This is a genomic window from Streptomyces sp. NPDC057697, from assembly GCF_042799335.1.
GTDB lineage: Bacteria > Actinomycetota > Actinomycetes > Streptomycetales > Streptomycetaceae > Streptomyces.
The window spans coordinates 268,667-287,669 of the sequence record NZ_JBHVJA010000004.1 but is presented as its reverse complement, the minus strand read 5'-3'; the positions used below and the strand labels follow the sequence as shown (position 1 = coordinate 287,669).

The window sequence follows — 19,003 nt, the reverse complement described above, 5'->3', positions numbered from 1 at the left end:
TCCCACCCCTCATATTTTTTGTGTTTGCGTCCCCCGCCTCATCCCCCCCCCCCCACCCCCCCGCGGGGGGGGGCCGGCCCCGTCGCCCGGGGGGCCCCCCCCCCCCCACGCCGGGTATCTCACGCGGGGGCGAGCAGCATCGACATGCCCTTCCTGAGCGAAACCGTCACCTCGGGCACGTCGAGCCCCATCAGATCGGCGGTCTCCGCCAGGGTCAACGACAGCCTGTAGCGAAGCAGTACGACGTCCGCCTCCTGGCCGGACAGCGTCTGGTGCACCGCGTCCCGCCCCTGGCAGCTTCGTGCGCGACAGGTCTCGCGGGCCGCCGCCGCCACACGGCTGACGAGCATCTCCCACGCTTCGAAGGCCGGCCGGTCACCACTGATGATCTGCGGCCATCGCATCACCAGTGTCTGAAGAACCGACTCCACCACGGCCCCGGCAAGGGCCTGCTCCAGGGACCTCGCGCGAGCGTACTGGACGTAACGGTTCTGGTTGCGCATGCAGAAGGCCTTGTATCCCAGTAACAACGGAGCTTCCGCGCCCCAGGCCGGTACGGGGCCGCGCCCCCGGTGCGACGAGCAGGGCACGCTTCTCACCGTCCCTCGGCCCGTGACGGACGGTCGTCGGGGTTCTTCGATTCCCCGGTCACCGTCTTCTGCACAGGGTCGCAAGCTCCGAGCAGACAGCTGTAGACCGCTTCCCATTGCGGACGGATGTCGGCCGGGTGCCCGCCCATCGCGCTGACGAACTGGCCCGTGTCCTCCCATGTGGGCACCTGCGTCCCGGCGAGGATGCCCCTCACCACTTCCGGGTCGAGCGCACCGTTGGTCTGCTCGCACACCTCCGTCACGCCGGGGCAGCCGGCCGCTCGATACAGGCCCCGCAGCACCCCGTTGAGACGGGTGGCGGCCTCGATGAAGTCCTGCGGCGCCGGTGGAACACCCTGCGCCATCTCCCACAGCACACGCAGTTCCAGCGGATCACCGCCGAACACCTCCGCGAGCTGCCGCACCACCTGCCAGCCGGGCGTGCGGTCCACGGACAGGATTCTCGACACGTACGAGGGGGACAACTCCGTACTCGCGGCGACCTGTCGGATCATCAGCCCGGAGTCCTGGTGCAGCTGCGACAGTGCCGCCGCCAGTTGCCGCGAGGCCCGCCCCATCGCTTCACGGCCTTCCTTCGGCTGCTCGTCCGGAACCGTGGCCGGGGCCTGGCGGGCCGCGGCCCTCTCGACCGCCCGCGCCTGCAGGCGCCGCATCACCTTCACCCCGCCCCAGCGCCCCCTCGCCGTCGCTGCACTCACCGAGGCGGCCTTGGCCACCTCGTCCCAGCTCACACCTTCATGCCGCGCGTCTCGTACGGCCGCGCTGATGTAGTAGTCCGTCTCCTTCGCCAGCGCATGAGCCCTGCCCAGCAACTCCCCCACCTCGGCTCCCCCGTACTCCGCCTCCAGCAGATCGAACGCGAGGCGGTACAGCTCCTCGGCGATCGACCGGCCCATGGGCAGCGTGCTCTGCGGCGGCCGGCGCCGCTGCCCGTCACGCTGCCGCTGGGCACGCCTACGGCAGGCGGGGCTGCAGTAGTTCTTGCGTCGCCCCCGCCCCCCGTTCTGCGGGAACTGCCCCGAACACTCCCGGCATGTCCCGAACTCACCACTCGCGTCACTCACTTCGCCCCACCCCGCCTCGCGCGGTCTTTTCTTCCGTGCCGCAGCGTCCGCTTTCACTCACACGAAGAGGAATTAAGAACTCCGGCTTCAGATGCCGCTCCTGGCCGCACCACGCCCCGAAGACCCGCCCATGTGCGGCGGACCGGCAGCGCTTGGTGCGGTCAGGAGCGGCGAAGCCGCTGGTACCGGAAGGAGGAATGGCGTACTGCCCGGATGGCGGGCCACACGATCACGGTGATCACCGGCACCTCCCACACCCCAGCGATCAAGGTCATCGGCAGAGTCATGAGTACTTGCATGGAGGGTGACACCCCAGGCACTTACGTATTGCGTTTCGCCTACGGCGCGGCGAGGGGTGTTAGCGTCATGGCGAACTGCGGGACGGATGCGTCCCGCAGCGATGATGTGGTCGAGCATCGTTACGGTCCTCACTTTCGGCTTGAGGGCATGCTTGATCAATTCACACGAGGGGGCCCTTCGCAGGTTGCCGTCCGCCGGGGCCCCACTCGCGTCACGGAACGCTACATGCCTGTAGCTCCCGGTCGCCATTTGATGTGCTTCATTGCGCAAAGACTGAGCATCGAGCGAAGACAAAATCCGAGCCATCGAGGGTGGCGGCCACGAGCTGCGCTCCGAAAAGCAGCCAGTCCTGATCGAATACTTTCGGTTCCCGCCCCATTTCTGACCGGCTCGACCTTCGCGCAATTGCACGAGGAACACCGAATGAGCTGGGGCAACGTGACACACATCTCGCCCTTCTGCCGGGCGAAACCCCGCCGCCACAACGAGCCCGATCTTTCCTACCTGTACAGCACTCTCGCACCGCATCACGTGTGCGCCTGCAAACCGACCAGTGGTCGACGCTTCATTTTTCCTGTCGTGTGGTGCGGGCGGTACAGCTTCCGCTCCTGGTCAGGCACAGCGGACGAGCCGCAGGGGGTTACGCTGAAAGTACGGTTGCTGCCGCGCGGCGGTGGAACCCGCCGCGACCACTCCAGGTGGTCGACCCGCCGACCGGCCGATGGTTCCTGACTCCCCTTGTCGTGGAGGAGTGGGGACATCATGCCCGCAACGCCCATGAACCGTTCCGTGGCTTCCGACGGCTTCGTCCCCGCGTGGCTGCCACCCGGCGGTCACGGAAACGGTCTGCACGCTTCCGCCTGGGCTCCGGTCGCCGATCTTCCTGCCGGAACCGCTGCCACCGTGCTCGATCTGATGGCCTCGGCCAACATCCCGGCCTATGTGGCCAAGGCCCCTGCTTCGGTGCGTTCCCTGCTTCCCGGCGAACGTCCTCCGGGTTCCGTCTGGCGCCTTTGGGTGGCGTCGGCGTCATATGGTCGGGCCGAGGGCGTACTGATGATGTGCCTGCCCGAACTGCTCCGGCCGCAGAAGCGGCCGACCTTTCCCGTTCCGGTACGCAGGCCCCGGCAACGCGGGCGATAGCCGCTTCGGCCGATCCGCCTCCCGGAGAACGGCCGTGCCCGACGCGGGCGGCTCCGTCTCCCGCTGTGCAGGCTCGTCGGTGCCCTGTCGTGGGGCAGGGCCCCTGCCCGGCACTTCGACCACGGGCCGCACCGCTGGAGGCGGTGTCCGAGCACCGAGTGAGCGCGGACGGCGAAACGAGAGCGCCGCCCGGCCTGTTCATCGTGCCGGAGCGTCCGGGCGCCGCGTGGTCGGCCGCTTCTCGACGGGTCCTCACCCCACCTGCCACGGCCCGCCATTTCACTCGGTGGCGATCAGCAATGGCCGCAATGCCCCCTCACGCAGACGGGTCACCATCGGTACGGCCAGCCGCCCCGCAGCCCAGGCGATCCCGCATCCGGCGACAGCGCCCACGGCGAGGGCGGCCAGGACGTCGTGCGGATAGTGAGCGCCCACGTAGACGCGCGAGGCGCCCATCAACAGCGCAGCCACTGTGGCGACAGCGCCCAGACGCCGGTCGACCAGGAGAAGTGCCGCGGCGACGGCCGCCGCGACGGTGGTGTGATTGCTGGGGAAAGCGTAATCGTCCGGGGGCGGACACTTCTCGATCAGGAAGTCGTACGGCAGGGCCCGGCACGGACGGGGCTCCAGGAACACCGATTTGATGCCGTCATTGGCCAGATACGCCGCCATGACCGCGAACGGGGCGATCAGTGCGACGGCCATGCTCCTCGCATCATGACGGCGGGCGACCCACCACCCGACAAGGAGGAGCACGGCGAACAACGCGATCCCGTAGCTCGTGTACGTGTACGCCGGACCGTTCAGCCACTGTGTGTGCCGGGCGAACTCCGTGACGTCTCCGTACAGACCGCCGTCGATCCTGGCGCCGTCCAGGGCCTGCGGCATGGTGGTGGAACCGATCATGGTGCGCAACTCCGATTGATAGGGGCACCGCGCACCCGGCGGGGAAACCCGGGGTGCCATGCGGCGACCACTCTTGCGAACGGGAAACAGTCAAGAAGCGAGCGACTGCGGCGCTTCAGGGGGTACAGAGGGCGGGACCGCCTGACCGCGCCCCGATTCGAGACCAGGTCCGCGGGATCGGCATGGCCGACAGCAGTGCCGACGCCGCCACCTGTATCGCTGCGAAGACGGTGATGTGCGGAGGAACCGAGGAGCGGCGTCGTGGTCGTGGCCGTGAACGCCGCATACCGCCGGAGCTCCCCCGGCAGCCGACCGTCGACGCTCGTGCTCGCGTCTTCTGCCCGGCCACGGGATCCGGTGCCATCACGGTTTCATACATGACAGGTTCAGCGCGCGGCGCCTGCGCGTATCCGCCGATCGTCCGGACCCGGCACCGGCCGGTGCGGTCCGCGAGCGGCCCCGAGAAGGGTCGGAGCCCGAGGGCGACCGCCTCACCCGCGCCGGTGCCCAGAAGCACAGAAGCAGTTGCAGCCGCGAGGACGCCGCGCCGGCTGTCGGGGCGCCGGTGAGCAGGCCAAGGATCAGTGAGCCGGTGGCATTGACCGCGAAGGTGCCCCAGGGGAAGACGGTGTCGTGCCGGGACTGCACTGTACGGTCGGCCAGGTATCGGAGCGGGGCGCCTGTCGCCGCTCCGACCACGACCACGACCACGACCACGACCACGACCACGACCACGACCAGAATCCAGTTCATCGGCTGTCCTGTCCGCCGGTGTGGCGGATGACCTCGCAGTCGTCCAGGATGACGAGACCGTCGGTGATCAGTTCGTCGAGCTGGGGCAGGAAGGCCCGGATCTTGTCCTCGGCGTCGACGATCACGACCGCGACCGGCAGGTCCTCGCTCAGCGACAGCAACCGCTGGGTGTGGATCAGCGACCCGGCGCCGAAGCCCTCGATCCCTCTGAACACACTGGCGCCGGCCAGCCCCGCCTTGTGCGCCCGGTGCACGATCTCCGTGAACACCGGCCGGTGATGCCACCCGTCGGATTCCCCGATCAGGACCGTGACCCGCAACGCCCTGCCCTTCGGAGTCGTCATGGCTGCCTCCATGCCAGCACGCGGCGCGTCGCCCACACCGCGGTCCATACCGCCGCGAGAGCCGCGAACAGCGTCAGACCCAGATAGGCCACGCCCGTTCGAGCGCGACCAGCATCGACCAGACGTTCGATGTCCATCGCGTACGTCGAGAACGTGGTGAAACCGCCGAGGACGCCGGTGCCGAAGAACGGCCGCACCAGGCGGTGCGCCGCCCACACATCGCTGATGACCACCATGAACACGCCGATCACCGCGCACCCGATCGCGTTGACCACCAGCGTCGTCCACGGGAATCCCGCCGGGGCGGTCGGCCATATGAGCGATGCCCCGTAGCGGGCGGATGCCCCGAGCGCCCCGCCGAAAGAGATCGCGGCCACGACCGGCCAAGGCCGCTCGGGCAGTTCGGTGCGCTGACGGGGGACGGCAAGGTCGATGTCGGGGTCGACGGGCTCCGGCTCGTGCGCCGCCACGGGAGCCGGCCGCTGCTGGGATTGCCTGGGCATCCGTCTCCTACTCGCTGGGTGCCCGTGCGGGCACACTCCCTCGCAAGTAGGGACCGTTGGCGGCGCCTGTGCCGCGGTTCGGGTACGGCGGGCCCCACCGCCGCGCAGCAGCCGTCACCGGCTGCGGCAAGGCATCAGGCTATCGCCTGCTCGGTGCGGCAGGCCACTCGGCCCGGCCCGGAGTCCGATCGGGGTGGGTCTCCCCCGACAGGTGGGGCTCCCCCGATCGTCCGCTCAGGTGGCACTCCGCAGTCCGTACGGCAAGGTGGCGTGAACGGCGGCGAGTTCGAGGAACCGGTTGTATTTGGCGACGCGTTCCCCACGGGCGGGGGCTCCCGACTTGATCTGTCCGCAGCCGGTGCCGACGGCCAGGTCGGCGATGAAGGCGTCCGGGGTCTCTCCCGAGCGGTGGGAGATCATCTGTGTGTACCCGGCACGGTCGCACACAGTCATGGCCTCCAGCGTTTCGGTGACAGTGCCGATCTGGTTGACCTTGATCAGGGCTGAATTTCCCACCTTGCGTTCAATGGCCTCGGTGATGATGTCCGGGTTGGTGACGAAAATGTCGTCGCCCATGAGCTGGATCCGGTCCCCGAGACGCTCGGTGAGCCGGACCCAGCCGTCCCAGTCGTTCTCGGCGAGCCCGTCCTCGATGCTCCACACCGGGAACCGGTCGATCATCTCTTCGTAGCGGTCGATGAGTTGGTCCGTCGTGAGGTCCCGGCCCGCCACGCGGTAGTGGCCGTTGGTGAAGAACTCGCTGGCGGCCGGGTCGAGTGCGATGGCGATTCCTTCCCGGCCCGGGGTGTACCCGGCGTCCGCGATTGCCTGGACGAGCAGTGTCAGCACGTCTTCGGGACGGTCGAGGTCGGGGGCGAAGCCTCCTTCGTCGCCCAGCCCGGTCGGATGCCCGGCCGCTCTCAGCCGTGCCTTGAGCCGCGCGTACACCTCGGCGCCGGCGCGTACCGCCTCGGGAAGGCTGGGCGCGCCGAGCGGTGCGAGCATGAACTCCTGGAAGTCCAGGTTGTTGGCGGCGTGGGCACCGCCGTTGACGACGTTGAAGTGCGGAACCGGGAGTCGGGCAGTGGTGCCGGCGGCGTCGGCGAGGGACTGCCACAGCTCCTTGCCGCTGACGGCTGCGTCTGCTCGGGCAGCCGCGAGCGAGACTCCGACGATCGCGTTGGCTCCGAGTCGCGCCTTGGTTGCGGTGCCGTCCAGGGCGATGAGCGCGTCATCCACCTCGGCCGCCGATGCGAAGTCGCGGCCCACGAGGGCCTGTGCGATCTCGGCGTTGACGTGGCCGACGGCTTGCTGGACTCCTTGCCCGGCGAACCGGGCCGGGTCGCCGTCACGGAGTTCAACAGCCTCCCGTGTGCCGGTGGATGCTCCGGAGGGGACTCCTGCGTGGATGTGCGTCCCATCCGCCGTGGTGAGGGTGATTGCGAGAGTCGGGCGGGCGCGGGAGTCAAGAATCTCGACAGCGCGCAGTTCGGAAATTCGCAACGGCATGGTTGTTTCCTTCGTCGGTCGGCTGGTGGCAACTGCTGAGGGGAGACATGTCCGTCATACCTCTGGGCGGCGGCGTCGTCGGGCGCGGCAGCCGCGGCGGACGGATCCCTACGGTGGGCCCGTGCGGTACGGAGGCGTGCACCACATCGGGTTCAAGTCGCTTGCGAGCCGGCAGCCCAGCCGCCTGAGGGATCGGTTTCCCGCCGCGGGTGGCGAGAGGTGAATCGGTCCGGCCGGCGAAGCACCTCCCGGCGTTGCTCGGGCTCTGTGCGTGACGGGGAAGAACCAGTGTGCCGGGGAAGATCATGACGATCCCGGGCCTGCGGAACCACCGTCAGCGCGCCTGCGGGAAGCCTCGATCTCGGCATACGCCCGTTCTCGGCCCTCCCAGTGGCTTCCTTCGACGGACTTGCCCGGCTCCAGATCCTTGTAGACCTCGAAGAAGTGTGTGATTTCCAGTCTGTCGAAGGAGGGCACATCATCGATGTCCTGTACCCGGGCATAGCGGGGATCGTGGGCCGGCACACAGAGGATCTTCTCGTCGGGGCCCTTCTCGTCCTTCATGACGAACATTCCGACGGCGCGGCACTCGATGACACAGCCGGGAAACGTCGGCTCCCCCACGATCACCAAGGCGTCGAGGGGATCTCCGTCACGGCCGAGCGTCCCTTCCACATAGCCATAATCCGCGGGGTAATTGGTTGAGGTGAACAGCAGCCGGTCCAGCCGGATGCGATGGAGCGTATGGTCCATCTCGTACTTGTTGCGGGACCCCTGTGGGATCTCGACCAGAACATCGAACTCCATTACGGCCTCCTGTGGATGGGGTGCTGGTGGTCGGCAGCGTCATCGGATCGGTCGGGACGGCATTCGGCCGGACCGGGCGGTCCAGCGCGGACCCGACAATCGGGCGTCCCACTGACTGCGGCTCCCGGCGAGAACTGGTTCGGCATCCGGCCCTCCGACCGCCGCGAGGTCGTACAGGTGGGGCGTGCGGAGCACACTCCTCGCGCACCGGCCCCGGTAGTGGCGGCGGTCCACTTCAACAGGCATCGGGTGGACCGGTGTTCTGCCAGGCACAACGGGCAGTAGCCCGGCGCGGGTGCCATGTGAGGCGTGCCATGTGAGGGCGTGTGCTCGCGCTGTGCAACAGGTGCAGAGCTTCGGCGCGCACGGGCGCCTCGCGTTCCATCGCCGTGCGCCGCGTCCGTGCCGGCCACGGCAGACTTCCCGTCCGTTCGCGGAGGAACTCTGCGCTGCCTGTCCTTGCCGAGCAGCTCATGGCGCATTTCGCTCCCGGCGCTCCCGGTCGGCTCGTTCCCTTGCCTCGTCCCGCAGCTCACGCAGATCGACGGCCGGTCTGCCCAGACCGTTCAGACGCAGTCGGGCACCCTCGACGCGCGGATCGGGTCGTGAGGTGAAGGCGAGGTTCACGGCCTGGTGAAGGATCCACTGGTGGTACGCGAGAAGTCTTGCAGCTCGTTCACCCAGCGGAGCGATCTCCGTGTCCAGGTCCATTTCCCGCAGGCGCACGAGCAACTGGTGGTACACCGAGTTCTGTCTCCCGGCGTCCTGAGCGGCGGACGCCGGGACCGGGCCGGGAGCTCCGCACGCCGCCACTGCGAGGTCGGCGAGGGGCTGGGCGTCCACCGCCTCATCGAGCAGTGCTGTCAGATCAAGCAGCCGACTCCGCTGCGCGGGCGGCGACGAGGAGCGGAACCTGGGCCGCCAACGCCCACATGAGTGAGCCGTCCGCCTCAGAGCATGCCGGACGCCGTGATGCGATCCTCGTGAAGGTGGGGGCACGGCGGGCGCAGACATGATTCCTCCTGGTCGCAGTTCGACAACCAGGGACCGTCAGAGGCCATCGGCCACGGTTTCGGTGAGCCCCATCACCGGCACACACGGAACACACTTTCAGTGTGCCCCTCTTGCTCCTACGCTGCAGCGTACCAATCGCGGTGGGATGCCAGCGACCCGTATCGCGTCTGCCCGGCCGGTCCGCCGCCCACTTCGGGCATCTGCGCGAGACGAAACGCGGCAACAAGTGGACGCCGACCATAGCAGAGGACACCGTGCCGGATAAGAGCCAAGTCGCGGCATTTCCGTTCGCCGCCGCACAGCGCTCCGACCAGCTCCTGCTGGTGACGCCTCGCAACCGAAGGTCGCAACACGAGCACGCGACGGTGTCTCCACATTGCCCACCTGAATATGCTCCAGCCCGTTGGAGACCGCCTCCCACACGCTGCGTGGGCTGTCCGGGCCGCACCGTGCTCGGTCCGCAGCGCAGTCGGCCACCCCTTTCCCCTCCCGCGGGGGCTCGCCCGAATGGGCCATGCCACGGGAGCGGGTCGTACACAACTCGTCCACCGGCACAGGGCAGACCTTCGACGAGGACCAGCCAGATCTCTGTGGCACCTCCACGACGACCGATCATGGTTCGCTGCCCCGATCAGCTGGCCCTCGACGACAGAGTTGCGCTTGCGTTCGACGACCCGGCATTCGGTCATAGATGGACAGGCAAGTCGACGTCGCAGTACCTGGTGCCCGAGAAGGAGTAGCGATGCCCATCCGCCGTTTGGTCCTCGATGTCGACAAGACAGTCCAGGAGCCTGATCTGGTCCACCTCGCTCGGGCCATCGAAGGCTCTGCCGGCGTCCAAGCAGTGAACATCGTCGTCACGGAAATCGACTTGGAAACCGTCGGTACGGACGTCACCGTCGAGGGGGAGGACATCGATGTAGAGGCCCTTGTCCGCGCCATCGAGCGCACGGGAGCGGTCGTGCACAGCACCGATCAGGTCGTCGCCGGTGAGTACACGGTCGAGGGCAGGCCCCGCCTCCGATGACGGGGCGCTTGGCCCGCGCGCTGACCCAGACGCGCCTGCCCCTGGTGCTGGGACTGACGGATGGACTGCTCAACGCACTCACGCTGGCGGGCGCCTCGCTGGTAGGCAGTGGTTCACCGATCTCCTACTCACTGGCCGTCCGGGTGGCGGTCGTCGCACTGGTCACGGCCGCGTTCTCGGTCTTCGTCTCGGACTACGCGGAACGCAGAGGCCAACTCGTCCGAGCCTCCCGTGAACTCAACCTCACCTCTCGCGGACACCTCGCGACAACAAGACTCGGGCATCTGGCTCTGCTCAGGTCGCTTCGGGCCATGGCGGTGGCCTGCGCCGCAAGCTTCGTCGGTGCGGTTCTGCCCCTGCTCGCGGGAGCCGCGGCACCCCGTCTCTCGTGGGGTGTGGTCGTGCTGGCCATCGGGGCGCTCGCCGCGCTGGGGGCGACGCTCGGGAAGGTGATCGCGGGCCGGATGGGGCTGTGGGCCATCACCATGGGTGTCGGCGGTGGTGTCGTCACATGGATCGGCGTGTGGCTGCACATCGCCTGACAGCCACGATCCCGGCCTCGGGGATCAGAACGGCGACGCGTGGGCCGGTGCTCGGACATGGCGGTGCCGCTCACCCGCTCCGGCGAGGAGAACCGCATGCGGAGAACCGAGGCCCGTGGCCTCCGGGCCGCCTCACCTCCGAGACCTGTCGGTGAGGCGGCAGCGTCGGCGAAAGTACCTGTGGATGTGGAAGGTTCGACACCGATCGATGCTACGGGTGTCGGCCGCCGGTCCGGCTAGGCGCTCTGCTCGGCCGTGGTACACGTCGGGCACAGGAGCCGCCGGGCGGCCCGGGGCAAGGTCGTCACGCCCAATCCGTTGATCCGGTGAAATGTCCGGGGCAGGACGGTGGAGTGGTCACCGCAGATTCCCGCCCCGCAGCAGTGGCAGACGGCAACGGCGGGCCGGCTGATGGCGCCGGTGTGGCAGTCGTAGCAGTTCATCGTTGGGTCCCTTCTTGTGGCATGTGCGACGCATGCCACATCACCGCCCGGAATGCCGGGCTGAGCGTGGGAATCGACGCATGCCGGGGACCGCACCAGGATGGCGAAACGGTTCAACCTGTGCACCTCCTCAAGGCATACGTCCTGACATGGAGTCAGGAGCCATCAGCCTCCGGAGGGCGGTTCGGGCCCGAAATCGACCCAGGCGGGTTCCATCGCCGGAATTCGAGTTGACCAGGTCCGTGCCGGTCAGTCAAGACAACGGAGACGTGAAGCGGGATGACCGGAGTCCACTGGCTCGTCGTTCACCGGACAACCGCCTTCATCCGGGGCAGACGGTCCGTAGCCGGGCTGCGTCACCTTCCGGTGCCGACCCGCCCTGGCCCGGATGCCCGGTGCGGACATGCGCCGACGGCTGCGTACGCAAGGTCGGCCGCGGCCGACCAGCCGTAGCCGAACAACCAGCCGCCGGCCACGTCCGTCGGCCAGTGAACCCTCAATGTCAACCGGCTGACTCCGACGACGGCGGCGACGGCTTCGGCAACGCCATTGCCGGTGTGCCGTCCCCTCGGCGCGAAGGCCAGGTGACAGGCGATCAGAGCGGTCGAGGTGTGCCGGGAAGGGAAGCTCGGGCCGTGGGTGGCCGCGAGCCTGTCTGCCGCAGGGGGCCTGGGGCGGCGGATCAAGTAACACAAGCCGGTGCGCACCGCGTCGGAGCTTGCCAGGACCAGGAGTGGCTGGAAGCGGACCGTCCAGGGCTCGCTGTTCCTGGAGAGCAGGCACCGAGCGGCCACTGCGGAGTAGGCCAAGGGCCGTGACCCCAGTGCGGTGACCGCCAGCCAGGCCCGCCGGGCGGAAGGGGCCTCGGCGGCCGGTAGTACCAGGTGCGCGTCGATGCGGTTCAGGGTGCCGTTCCGCCGGGCAGCGGTCGCCAGCAGTGCCGTCCCGAGGAATCCGGTGCCGACGCGAGACAGCATGCGTGGAAGGGGTGCGAGTGTCATTGTCCTGCTCCCTTCCGCGTCAGGGGTCCGGCATTGCGTGAACGGCCCTCTCCGAGCGGGCCGTAGTGCCGCAGACCCACTGGTACAGGTCCTCGTCTTGGCCGGTCGGCAGAGGCTCGCCCGCGACGAGCCGACAGGTGCCATCGGCCGTCGGCCTGGCGTTCGGCCCGCAGAAGGAGTGTGTGATCCCGGCGTTGCACTCGGCGGCGCAGGGCCGGGCAGGCGTTGCACGAACCACGGCACGACAGCACGGGCCGGACCGCGGCGAGGGGCTCGGGGGAACAGACGGGTTTCCTCCTTGGCGGCGCGTCGGCCACGGCAGTTCGGGTCGGCAAAACAGGAGGAGGCTTCCCGCTGCGCTTCCGCCGCGTCCCCGGCATCAAGGAAAAGGATGCTCGACAGGACGTTCAGACAGCCGTCATGTCCGGGACGGAACGCCGTAGGACCATCCATGGCTTCGTCCTCCGCCGTGCGGGAGAGACAGGAGCCGTCGGCCGGTTCGGCGGTTCAACCGCTCGGCAGAGCGGTCACGGCGAGATCCAGCGCCGTGCGGCACCACGCCCGCAATGTCACGGTAACGCCGCGCGCTGCGCGGGACAACCGTTGCACCGAGTGCGTCTCCCCGCCCCCCGGTGGCCGAGCACGCCGACGATCGGCACCACGGGGAGCGGGATCCGTGGGCCGGTCCTCCTTGCGGCATTCCTCAGGTCTCGCGGTTCCGGGGCCCGCTCACCAAGAGGACCGGCAGTGAAGTGCGGCTGCTGAGATCTCGTGCCACCGGCCCGACCCCGGCGATCCGCAGACGGCTGTCGCTGCCGTGCCGACCGATGACGACGAGGTCGCAGCCGTGCCGCACGGCGTAGGTGCACAGGTCGTCCGCGATGTCGGGGCTTTCGCCCCATTCCAGGCGCACTCGGGCGCCATGAGTGGGACTTGTTCGCAGGGTGTTCTCGAACTCCTCTTGCAGCCACCGGCGTTGGGCTCCGAGGTCGCGTTCCTGCTCTCCGCCGGTCTCGATGTGCTGGGGCGGAGTGAGAACGGCTCTCGCGATGACCACCCCGCGACCGTCCGCGAGGCTCATCGCCGTGGTCAGCGCGGTGCGGGCGGCGGGCGAGGCGTCCCAGCCGGTGAGGATCCTGTGGAACGGAGAAGCTGGCATCGCGGTGTTCTGCTCCTTCTTGCCGGGACAGTGTGTTGTTCATGCCAGGGCCGCCACAACGGCGAGGACGGCCACCAGGACGATCAGCATGTAGGCGAGATAGGCATCCAGTCGCCCGGACTGCAGGCGCTTGGCAGCGGTCACCATGGCGCTGAGCGGCCGGAGGAGGGGCCGGTACAGATATGCCTCCACGACCTCGACCACATCGGAGGAGTAGCCCAGCACTCCGCTCGTCGTCGCGACGGGAGCCGTGGTCCGACCCGGAGCCTTCTTCTCGGCGGTGGACGAGGAGAGCCGGGTCCGGGTGAGGAGGACGGACGCGAGCACCCGGCGGGTGGGGTTCGCGTAGCCGAAGGGGGTGTACTGGTCGTCGCCGTGGACTCCGCCGCTCGCGGACCGCCACGCCGGCGTCCGCCGCACGTGCACGGCCGTGCCGCGGGAGGCGCCGAGCAGAAGGACGACCACCACGGCGGTGAGGAGCAAGGGCATGACGACCCAGAGCCAGGAGGGCGACAGGACGGAGAAGTCGCCGAAGACGGGTTGCAGGACCCAGGGCGATTTCAGCGCCCCTGTACTGGTGGCGACGGGTACGAGCCCGCCGAGTCCCGCGGTGATGACGCGGAGTTCGAGCGGTGTGAGCGCGGCGAGTGCGCATCCGCCGACAGCGAGAACCAGCATGCCGGCTCGGCCCGGCACAGCAAGATCCACGCGCTTCGATGCCCGCCGGACCGGCTTGTCGGTGCGAGGTCCGAGGACGGTCATGCCGACGACGCGTACGAACGTGACGGAAGCGAAGCCTACGGTGAGGGCGATGAGTGCGCCCGCGACGGCGAACGCGAACGCGAACGGCAGGTTGGGCAGCCGGAATTGCTGCATGAGGGTTTCCAGGAGGAACCATTCGGACACGAATCCGGCGGTCGGGGGCAGGCCCGCCAGGGTGATGGCCCCGATGGCTACGGAGGTCCCGGCCCAGGGCAGTCGTCGGGCGGTGCCGCGCAGTTGTTCCAGTTCGCCGGTTCCCAGGTCCGATTCAAGTGCGGCGGCGCCGGCGAAGAGAAGTGTTTTCGCGATGGCGTGGGCGACCATCTGGAGTGTGGCGGCGATCAGGCCCACGGCGGTGAGCCGGTCGATGCCGAGGCAGACCCCGGTGAGCGCTACCGCGTATCCCGTGCAGATCAGCCCGGCGTTCTCGACGCTTGAGTAGGCGATGACCCGGTCGAGGCGGCCTTGTACAGCAGCGTGCGCGATGGCCAGGAGCGCGGTGACGGCGGCGATCAGCAGAAGGGTGACGGCGACCCAGGTGGGCGGTCTCCCGAGCAGGTCCAGGGTGCGCCACAGTCCGTAGAAACCGGCGTTGACCGCCACACCTGCCATCACAGGCCGTAGTCCTGCAGGCGCGGCGGAGTAGCCGCGTGGCATCCACACCTGCACCGGGACCAGCCCGACCTTCACCGTGAAGGCGATGACCAGCAGCGTCCATGCGGTGCTGTGCAGGAGCCCGGGCGGAACGTGGGCGAAGTCGGCGAGCCGATAGCTGCCCATGTGGGTCGCCGGCAGCAGGAGGCCGAGCAGCAGGGCGGCGCCGGAGATCTTGCCGAAACCGAAGGTGGCCACTGCGGCGCCGGTGTGCCGGCCGTCGGCCGCGGTCAGCAGGTAGAAGGCGAGGGTCAGTGTCTCCCAGGCGAACAGGAGCAGGAAGGCGTTGTCGGCGCTTTCGACGACGGCGACCGAGGCGAGGACGAGTGCGCAGTACGCGGCCGGGCCCCGGCCGGTCACTCGGCCCGGTGCCCACCCCGCCGCGGTCAGACATGCCGCGACGGCGACGGCGAAGGTCAGCAGCCAGAACAGCGCGGTGAGACGGTCGACTTGCAGGTGGCTCACGCCGAATCCGAGCCAGTTGCCGAAGCTCAGGGACGGAGGGCCGCCCGAGGTGCGCAGCGCGCTCGCGCCGACCGCGGCGAGGCAGGCCGATCCCGCCGCGCACAGGAGGTACGGCACGGCGGTGAGCCGGGCGCGGTGCGGGCGGTTGCCGAACAGGGTGTCGGCAGCCGCGGACGCCGCGAACAGCAACAGGGCGGTCATGATGAGAACGCTCACGAGACCGCGCCCCTTTCCGCGAGCCGTCCTGTGGCCAGTAGGAGGGCGTGCAGCAGTGAGAAGGGGCTGGGTGGGGAGCCGGGCACCCAGATGTCCACGTCCACCAGATCGCCGAGCCCGTCGTGGGTGGCGTAGGAGTCTGCGTACAGGCCGCCACTGCAGGCGTCGGCTCCCGCGGCGATGACGACCACGGGCTGCGCGGTGGCCTCGTAGGTCCGGCGCAGGGGCGCGGCCATTCCGCGTGTGCCGGCGCCCGTGACCAGCAGTACGTCGGCGTGGCGCGGGCTCGCGGTGAAGAACATGCCGAGCCGGTGGAGGTCGTAGAGGGGGTTCGTCAGGGCGGCGATCTCCCACTCCTCGCTGCCGTCGGAGCCCGCGTCGACGTGCCGGATGTGCAGGGAGCGGCGGAAGCGGGCCGTGCGGGACGCGAGGTCCTTTCTGAGTTCGCGGAGCGTGGCCCCGCTCCCTTCCGTCTCCGGTACGACGAGTGCCGTTCGGGCCGCGGCCGCGGTCTCGGTGCCATGGGCCGTGCCGAAGGTGTCGGGCCTGGCGCGGGAGCAGTGACCGCACATGATGCACCGTCCGCGATCGAGACGGACGGCCCCTTCGCCGTCCACCGTGATGGCGCCGGTGGGACACAGGGCCGCGGCCTCCTGCCGTGTCAGGGGTGCGGTGGAGGGGCGCACCGAGATCGCCGCGGGGAAGCCGTCCGCGTACGCGTCGGGCCGCTCGGGGTAGTGCGTGGTGACGATGCCTTCGCGCAGGCCACGCCAGAGCCAGGGCATTCAGACCGCCACCCCTGCGACCGACAGCCCGAAGCTCGCCTCGATGAAGGGGAAGTCGGTGAGGATGTCCCCCGCGAACACTTCGTGGAAGAGGACCAGGTTGTGGAAGGAGGCAGAGCGTGGCACGCACCTGGTCACCCGTCCCTGGTCGAAGCGCAGCAGGTAGAGCGCCTCGCCTTGAGGGGCCTCCGCCCAGCCGGTGCTCTCCCCGGTGAGGTTCCCGGGCATCGGCAGGCGCGGTGGAGCGTCGGCGTCGCGAAGGTCTCGCAGTTCCTCGACGATCTGGCCGAGGAGGTGGAAGGACTGGGCGATCTCGCTGCCGCGGACACGGGTGCGGGCCATTGCGTCGCCGTCGGTGTGATCGGGGGGCGGGCCCAGTCCGAGTGAGGCGTAGGCGTCGTAGGGCCGCTCGTATCTGGCGTCCGTCGCGCATCCGGACGCTCTGCCGATCGGTCCGAGCGCGCCATGGGCCTTGGCGATGCCGGGAGGCAGCGGACCGGTGCCGCGCAGCCGGTCCAGGAACGACGGAGTGGCCATGGCCGCGCGCCAGTCGGAGTCGATCGAACGGTGCAGACGGGCGAGTTCACGGTCCAGGGGCCGCGGTGCGAGCGCGGGGAGCCCGCCGACTCCGCCGGGCACCACGACGCCCCGCCCGAAGCGGCTGCCGCACGACTGCCCGACCAGGCGCAGGACGCGTTCCTTGTGCAGCCCGAAGCGGGCGGTGGCGACGGCCAGGCCCGCGGCGTCGGTCAGCTTGACCATGACGTCGAGGTGGTTGGCGATCCGCTCCAGTTCGGCGTACAGCGAACGGGTCAGCCGGGCGGGCCACGGCACGTCGATTCCGGCGCAGGTCTCGGCGGCGTGGCAGAAGGCGAGGGCATGCGCGACGGAGGCGATGCCTTCCACCCGCTCGGCCACCAGGACGGCGTCCCGCAGGGGCAGTTGCTCGAAGCGCTTGGAGACGCCGCGGTGCTTGTGGAAGACACGGATCTGGACACGCAGGATGTCTTCTCCCGGGGTCTCCACCAGGTATTCGACGGACTCCAGCACACCGGAGCGGACCGGTCCGTGCGGGATCGTGAAGACTCCGGGGCCGGTGACGGCCCGTGGGATGGCGCTCTCGTCGGGGTGCTGTGGCGCGGGGCGGCGGGCGGTGCCGGGAAGTGGGGCGTGTGCCGGGTCCGTCAGCGGCAGGAGGAGCGCGTCGAGGCGTGGATGTCCCCGGGGTGTGACGCCGAACAGGTCGTGCAGCACGCGTTCGTACCAGAAGGCCGCGGGCAGTTCGGGACTGAGTGCGGGGTAGGAGAGCTCCCCGGCAGGCAGCGTTGTCTCCAGGACGAGTGGGGATTGTGCGCCCTCCGGGAAGACGACTGCCACGAGCCGGACGCTTCCGTCCTCCCCGGCCGCGCCGAACACACCGGCGAACCGCGCCGGCGGGTCACCGCCGACCCGGGACAGCAGCTGGGTCCGCCAGGCCGCTGGTCCGAGGGCCTCGGCCGCGCCGGTCCGCCGGTCTGCTGTCATGTGGTTCCTCCCAGTTCGGCCGCACCGCGGGTGAGCAGCTGGGTCAGTTCAAGGGGCGGGTGCAGGCCGAGCACCAGGAGCACGAGCACCCCCGCGACGACCGGAACCACCATCCAGGCGCTCGGTTCCCCGCGGTCCGGCCGCCCTGTTCCCGCAGGTGTCGTGGCCGGCGAGAAGACGAGGCGGGTCACGGCCATGGCAAGGCCCATGAAGGCCACGGTGACCAGGACGACGAGGATCGCCGCCAGGCCGTAACGCTGCGACCGCAGACCGCCGGAGACGATCTGGAACTCGCTGCGGAAGATCCCGAAGGGCGGCATGGCCGACAGCGCGAGGACGGCGGCCAGGAACAGGGGCGCCGACCAGGGCAGTACGTGAATGCCGCCGCGCAGTCGGCAGATCTCCTTGGTGCGGTACTTGCGTACGAGTGCTCCGGCCCCCATGAAGGCGTTCCCCTTCGCCGCCGCGTGCGCGAGGACGTGCAGCAGCACCCCGGCGGACGCGATCGTCGCTCCGAAGCCGACACCGATGGCGAGAATCCCCATGTGCTCGACGCTGGAGTACGCCAGCAGCCGCTTGATGTCGTGCTGGTCGAGCAGATAGAGAGCCGCCAGGAGCAGCGAGGCGATGCCGCATACGAGCAGCACGGTCTGTGGAAAGTGCGGACCGAGCGTTCTGACGGCGATCTGGTAGTAGCGGAGGACCGCGTAGAAGCTGACGGCCAGCAACGATCCGGAGAGCATCGCGGAGACAGGGGTCGGTGCTTCCGCGTGGGCGTCGGGCAGCCAGGTATGGACGGGTACCAGACCCACTTTGGTGCCGAACCCGAGGACCGCGAGGACGAACGAGAGCCGCACGGCGGTCTGCGGCAGCCGGGGTGCGGCGTCGAGGAGAGGGGCGAACGACAGGTCGTAGGTCCGGCCCAGCGACTGGGCGCCCGCGTAGTACATGAAGATGGTCGCCAGCAGGGCCACCCCGAGGCCGACGGATGCGATGAGCACGTATTTCCATGCCGCTTCGGTGGCCCCTTCGGTGTTCTCCACGGCGACCAGGAGCGCGGACACCACTGTCGTGATCTCGACCGCGATCCACAGCAGCGCGAGTCCGTCGACCAGTGGTGCGCACAGCATGGACCACGCGAACACATTGAAACCGACGTAGAAGCGGCGCGCGTAGCGGCGGAAGTCCTTGGCCCGTTCGTCATGACGCAGATACCCGATGCTGTGCGCCGCGCACGCGGCGTAGACGAATCCGGTGGCCAGGACGAAGACGGTGGACAGCGCGTCCGCGCGCAGGAACCCGGTATGCAGGTCCCGTCGTCCGGCGTGCGGTACGAGCGTGACCGCCAGCCCGAGACAGACGACACCCGAGGTGAGGGTGAGCGCCTGTGTGATGCGCGGAGGGAGCACGAGTGCGGCGGCTGCCGGAAGAAGCGGCACCAGGGCCAGCAGGACGAGTACGACGTTCATCA

At 69.2% G+C, this 19,003-nt stretch carries 19 protein-coding genes and 1 riboswitch; of the genes, 3 read left to right on the top strand and 16 right to left on the bottom strand.

The window, feature by feature from the left end; all coding sequences use genetic code 11:
• Positions 1 to 119: 119 nt before the first annotated feature.
• Entirely contained in the window at positions 120 to 503 is a 384-nt protein-coding gene (locus tag ACFVFH_RS14475; protein ID WP_383767438.1) for a hypothetical protein, read from the bottom strand.
• Positions 504 to 595: 92 nt separating this feature from the next.
• Positions 596 to 1,507, bottom strand: a complete 912-nt coding sequence (locus ACFVFH_RS14470) for a helix-turn-helix domain-containing protein (RefSeq protein WP_383767436.1) — start codon at positions 1,505 to 1,507, stop codon at positions 596 to 598.
• 1,230 nt (positions 1,508 to 2,737) lie between these two features.
• Between ACFVFH_RS14470 and ACFVFH_RS14465 the strand changes: the two genes are divergently transcribed.
• Positions 2,738 to 3,118: a hypothetical protein gene (locus ACFVFH_RS14465; RefSeq protein ID WP_383767433.1), complete on the top strand. Its 381-nt coding sequence runs from the start codon at positions 2,738 to 2,740 to the stop codon at positions 3,116 to 3,118.
• A 279-nt stretch (positions 3,119 to 3,397) separates the two neighbouring features.
• Here the strand turns inward: ACFVFH_RS14465 and ACFVFH_RS14460 are convergent, their stop codons facing one another.
• The 7 genes from ACFVFH_RS14460 to ACFVFH_RS14430 form a co-directional block, all read right to left on the bottom strand.
• Positions 3,398 to 4,024, bottom strand: coding sequence for a phosphatase PAP2 family protein (locus tag ACFVFH_RS14460; protein ID WP_383768025.1), 627 nt, complete (start codon positions 4,022 to 4,024; stop codon positions 3,398 to 3,400).
• 363 nt (positions 4,025 to 4,387) lie between these two features.
• Positions 4,388 to 4,777 (bottom strand): fluoride efflux transporter FluC, encoded by a 390-nt coding sequence (locus ACFVFH_RS14455; protein ID WP_383767430.1) that lies wholly within the window; start codon positions 4,775 to 4,777, stop codon positions 4,388 to 4,390.
• Positions 4,774 to 5,121: a DUF190 domain-containing protein gene (locus ACFVFH_RS14450; RefSeq protein WP_383767427.1), complete on the bottom strand. Its 348-nt coding sequence runs from the start codon at positions 5,119 to 5,121 to the stop codon at positions 4,774 to 4,776. Before ACFVFH_RS14450 ends, ACFVFH_RS14455 begins: the two co-directional genes overlap by 4 nt.
• Positions 5,118 to 5,624 (bottom strand): fluoride efflux transporter CrcB, encoded by a 507-nt coding sequence (gene crcB, locus ACFVFH_RS14445; protein ID WP_383767425.1) that lies wholly within the window; start codon positions 5,622 to 5,624, stop codon positions 5,118 to 5,120. The genes ACFVFH_RS14450 and crcB overlap by 4 nt, the downstream gene beginning before the upstream one ends.
• Positions 5,625 to 5,858: 234 nt before the next feature.
• Entirely contained in the window at positions 5,859 to 7,133 is a 1,275-nt protein-coding gene (eno, locus tag ACFVFH_RS14440; protein WP_383767422.1) for a phosphopyruvate hydratase, read from the bottom strand.
• 303 nt (positions 7,134 to 7,436) lie between these two features.
• The gene (locus ACFVFH_RS14435; RefSeq protein ID WP_383767419.1) at positions 7,437 to 7,940 is read right to left on the bottom strand and encodes an inorganic diphosphatase; all 504 of its coding nucleotides are present in this window, start codon (positions 7,938 to 7,940) and stop codon (positions 7,437 to 7,439) included.
• 471 nt (positions 7,941 to 8,411) lie between these two features.
• On the bottom strand, positions 8,412 to 8,684 hold the full coding sequence (locus ACFVFH_RS14430; RefSeq protein WP_383767416.1) for a hypothetical protein: 273 nt from the start codon (positions 8,682 to 8,684) through the stop codon (positions 8,412 to 8,414).
• Positions 8,685 to 9,696: 1,012 nt separating this feature from the next.
• Here ACFVFH_RS14430 and ACFVFH_RS14425 point away from each other — a divergent pair.
• A complete protein-coding gene (locus tag ACFVFH_RS14425) occupies positions 9,697 to 9,981 on the top strand; it encodes a DUF211 domain-containing protein (protein WP_383767413.1) in 285 nt (94 codons plus the stop codon).
• On the top strand, positions 9,978 to 10,523 hold the full coding sequence (locus tag ACFVFH_RS14420; RefSeq protein WP_383767411.1) for a hypothetical protein: 546 nt from the start codon (positions 9,978 to 9,980) through the stop codon (positions 10,521 to 10,523). Before ACFVFH_RS14425 ends, ACFVFH_RS14420 begins: the two co-directional genes overlap by 4 nt.
• Positions 10,524 to 10,759: 236 nt before the next feature.
• Here the strand turns inward: ACFVFH_RS14420 and ACFVFH_RS14415 are convergent, their stop codons facing one another.
• The 7 genes from ACFVFH_RS14415 to ACFVFH_RS14385 all read right to left on the bottom strand — a co-directional run bounded on the left by ACFVFH_RS14415 (position 10,760) and on the right by ACFVFH_RS14385 (position 19,001).
• Positions 10,760 to 10,966, bottom strand: coding sequence for a DUF2180 family protein (locus ACFVFH_RS14415; RefSeq protein WP_383767408.1), 207 nt, complete (start codon positions 10,964 to 10,966; stop codon positions 10,760 to 10,762).
• 149 nt (positions 10,967 to 11,115) lie between these two features.
• A riboswitch (Fluoride riboswitch) is annotated at positions 11,116 to 11,195 on the bottom strand.
• Between the two features lie 127 nt (positions 11,196 to 11,322).
• Entirely contained in the window at positions 11,323 to 11,967 is a 645-nt protein-coding gene (locus ACFVFH_RS14410; protein WP_383767406.1) for a phosphatase PAP2 family protein, read from the bottom strand.
• Between the two features lie 703 nt (positions 11,968 to 12,670).
• Positions 12,671 to 13,126, bottom strand: a complete 456-nt coding sequence (locus ACFVFH_RS14405) for a universal stress protein (protein ID WP_383767403.1) — start codon at positions 13,124 to 13,126, stop codon at positions 12,671 to 12,673.
• Between the two features lie 39 nt (positions 13,127 to 13,165).
• Entirely contained in the window at positions 13,166 to 15,223 is a 2,058-nt protein-coding gene (locus ACFVFH_RS14400; protein ID WP_383767400.1) for a proton-conducting transporter membrane subunit, read from the bottom strand.
• Positions 15,220 to 16,008 carry an NADH:ubiquinone oxidoreductase gene (locus ACFVFH_RS14395; protein ID WP_383767398.1) on the bottom strand — a complete coding sequence of 263 codons (789 nt, stop codon included), beginning with the start codon at positions 16,006 to 16,008 and terminating at the stop codon, positions 15,220 to 15,222. The genes ACFVFH_RS14400 and ACFVFH_RS14395 overlap by 4 nt, the downstream gene beginning before the upstream one ends.
• On the bottom strand, positions 16,009 to 17,532 hold the full coding sequence (locus ACFVFH_RS14390; RefSeq protein WP_383767395.1) for an NADH-quinone oxidoreductase subunit C: 1,524 nt from the start codon (positions 17,530 to 17,532) through the stop codon (positions 16,009 to 16,011). It abuts the gene before it with no gap.
• Positions 17,529 to 19,001 (bottom strand): proton-conducting transporter membrane subunit, encoded by a 1,473-nt coding sequence (locus tag ACFVFH_RS14385; RefSeq protein WP_383767392.1) that lies wholly within the window; start codon positions 18,999 to 19,001, stop codon positions 17,529 to 17,531. Before ACFVFH_RS14385 ends, ACFVFH_RS14390 begins: the two co-directional genes overlap by 4 nt.
• Between the last annotated feature and the right edge of the window lie 2 nt (positions 19,002 to 19,003).

Bases quoted from the DNA above. Each gene is read 5' to 3' on its own strand.
- ACFVFH_RS14385 (WP_383767392.1), bottom strand. From the start codon at position 19,001: ATGAACGTCGTACTCGTCCTGCTGGCCCTGGTGCCGCTTCTTCCGGCA.
- ACFVFH_RS14435 (WP_383767419.1), bottom strand. From the start codon at position 7,940: ATGGAGTTCGATGTTCTGGTCGAGATCCCACAGGGGTCCCGCAACAAG.
- ACFVFH_RS14470 (WP_383767436.1), bottom strand. From the start codon at position 1,507: ATGGGCCGGTCGATCGCCGAGGAGCTGTACCGCCTCGCGTTCGATCTG.
- ACFVFH_RS14465 (WP_383767433.1), top strand. From the start codon at position 2,738: ATGCCCGCAACGCCCATGAACCGTTCCGTGGCTTCCGACGGCTTCGTC.
- ACFVFH_RS14450 (WP_383767427.1), bottom strand. From the start codon at position 5,121: ATGACGACTCCGAAGGGCAGGGCGTTGCGGGTCACGGTCCTGATCGGG.
- ACFVFH_RS14410 (WP_383767406.1), bottom strand. From the start codon at position 11,967: ATGACACTCGCACCCCTTCCACGCATGCTGTCTCGCGTCGGCACCGGA.
- ACFVFH_RS14475 (WP_383767438.1), bottom strand. From the start codon at position 503: ATGCGCAACCAGAACCGTTACGTCCAGTACGCTCGCGCGAGGTCCCTG.
- ACFVFH_RS14405 (WP_383767403.1), bottom strand. From the start codon at position 13,126: ATGCCAGCTTCTCCGTTCCACAGGATCCTCACCGGCTGGGACGCCTCG.
- eno (WP_383767422.1), bottom strand. From the start codon at position 7,133: ATGCCGTTGCGAATTTCCGAACTGCGCGCTGTCGAGATTCTTGACTCC.
- ACFVFH_RS14395 (WP_383767398.1), bottom strand. From the start codon at position 16,008: ATGCCCTGGCTCTGGCGTGGCCTGCGCGAAGGCATCGTCACCACGCAC.
- ACFVFH_RS14460 (WP_383768025.1), bottom strand. From the start codon at position 4,024: ATGATCGGTTCCACCACCATGCCGCAGGCCCTGGACGGCGCCAGGATC.
- crcB (WP_383767425.1), bottom strand. From the start codon at position 5,624: ATGCCCAGGCAATCCCAGCAGCGGCCGGCTCCCGTGGCGGCGCACGAG.
- ACFVFH_RS14420 (WP_383767411.1), top strand. From the start codon at position 9,978: ATGACGGGGCGCTTGGCCCGCGCGCTGACCCAGACGCGCCTGCCCCTG.
- ACFVFH_RS14415 (WP_383767408.1), bottom strand. From the start codon at position 10,966: ATGAACTGCTACGACTGCCACACCGGCGCCATCAGCCGGCCCGCCGTT.
- ACFVFH_RS14390 (WP_383767395.1), bottom strand. From the start codon at position 17,532: ATGACAGCAGACCGGCGGACCGGCGCGGCCGAGGCCCTCGGACCAGCG.
- ACFVFH_RS14425 (WP_383767413.1), top strand. From the start codon at position 9,697: ATGCCCATCCGCCGTTTGGTCCTCGATGTCGACAAGACAGTCCAGGAG.
- ACFVFH_RS14455 (WP_383767430.1), bottom strand. From the start codon at position 4,777: ATGAACTGGATTCTGGTCGTGGTCGTGGTCGTGGTCGTGGTCGTGGTC.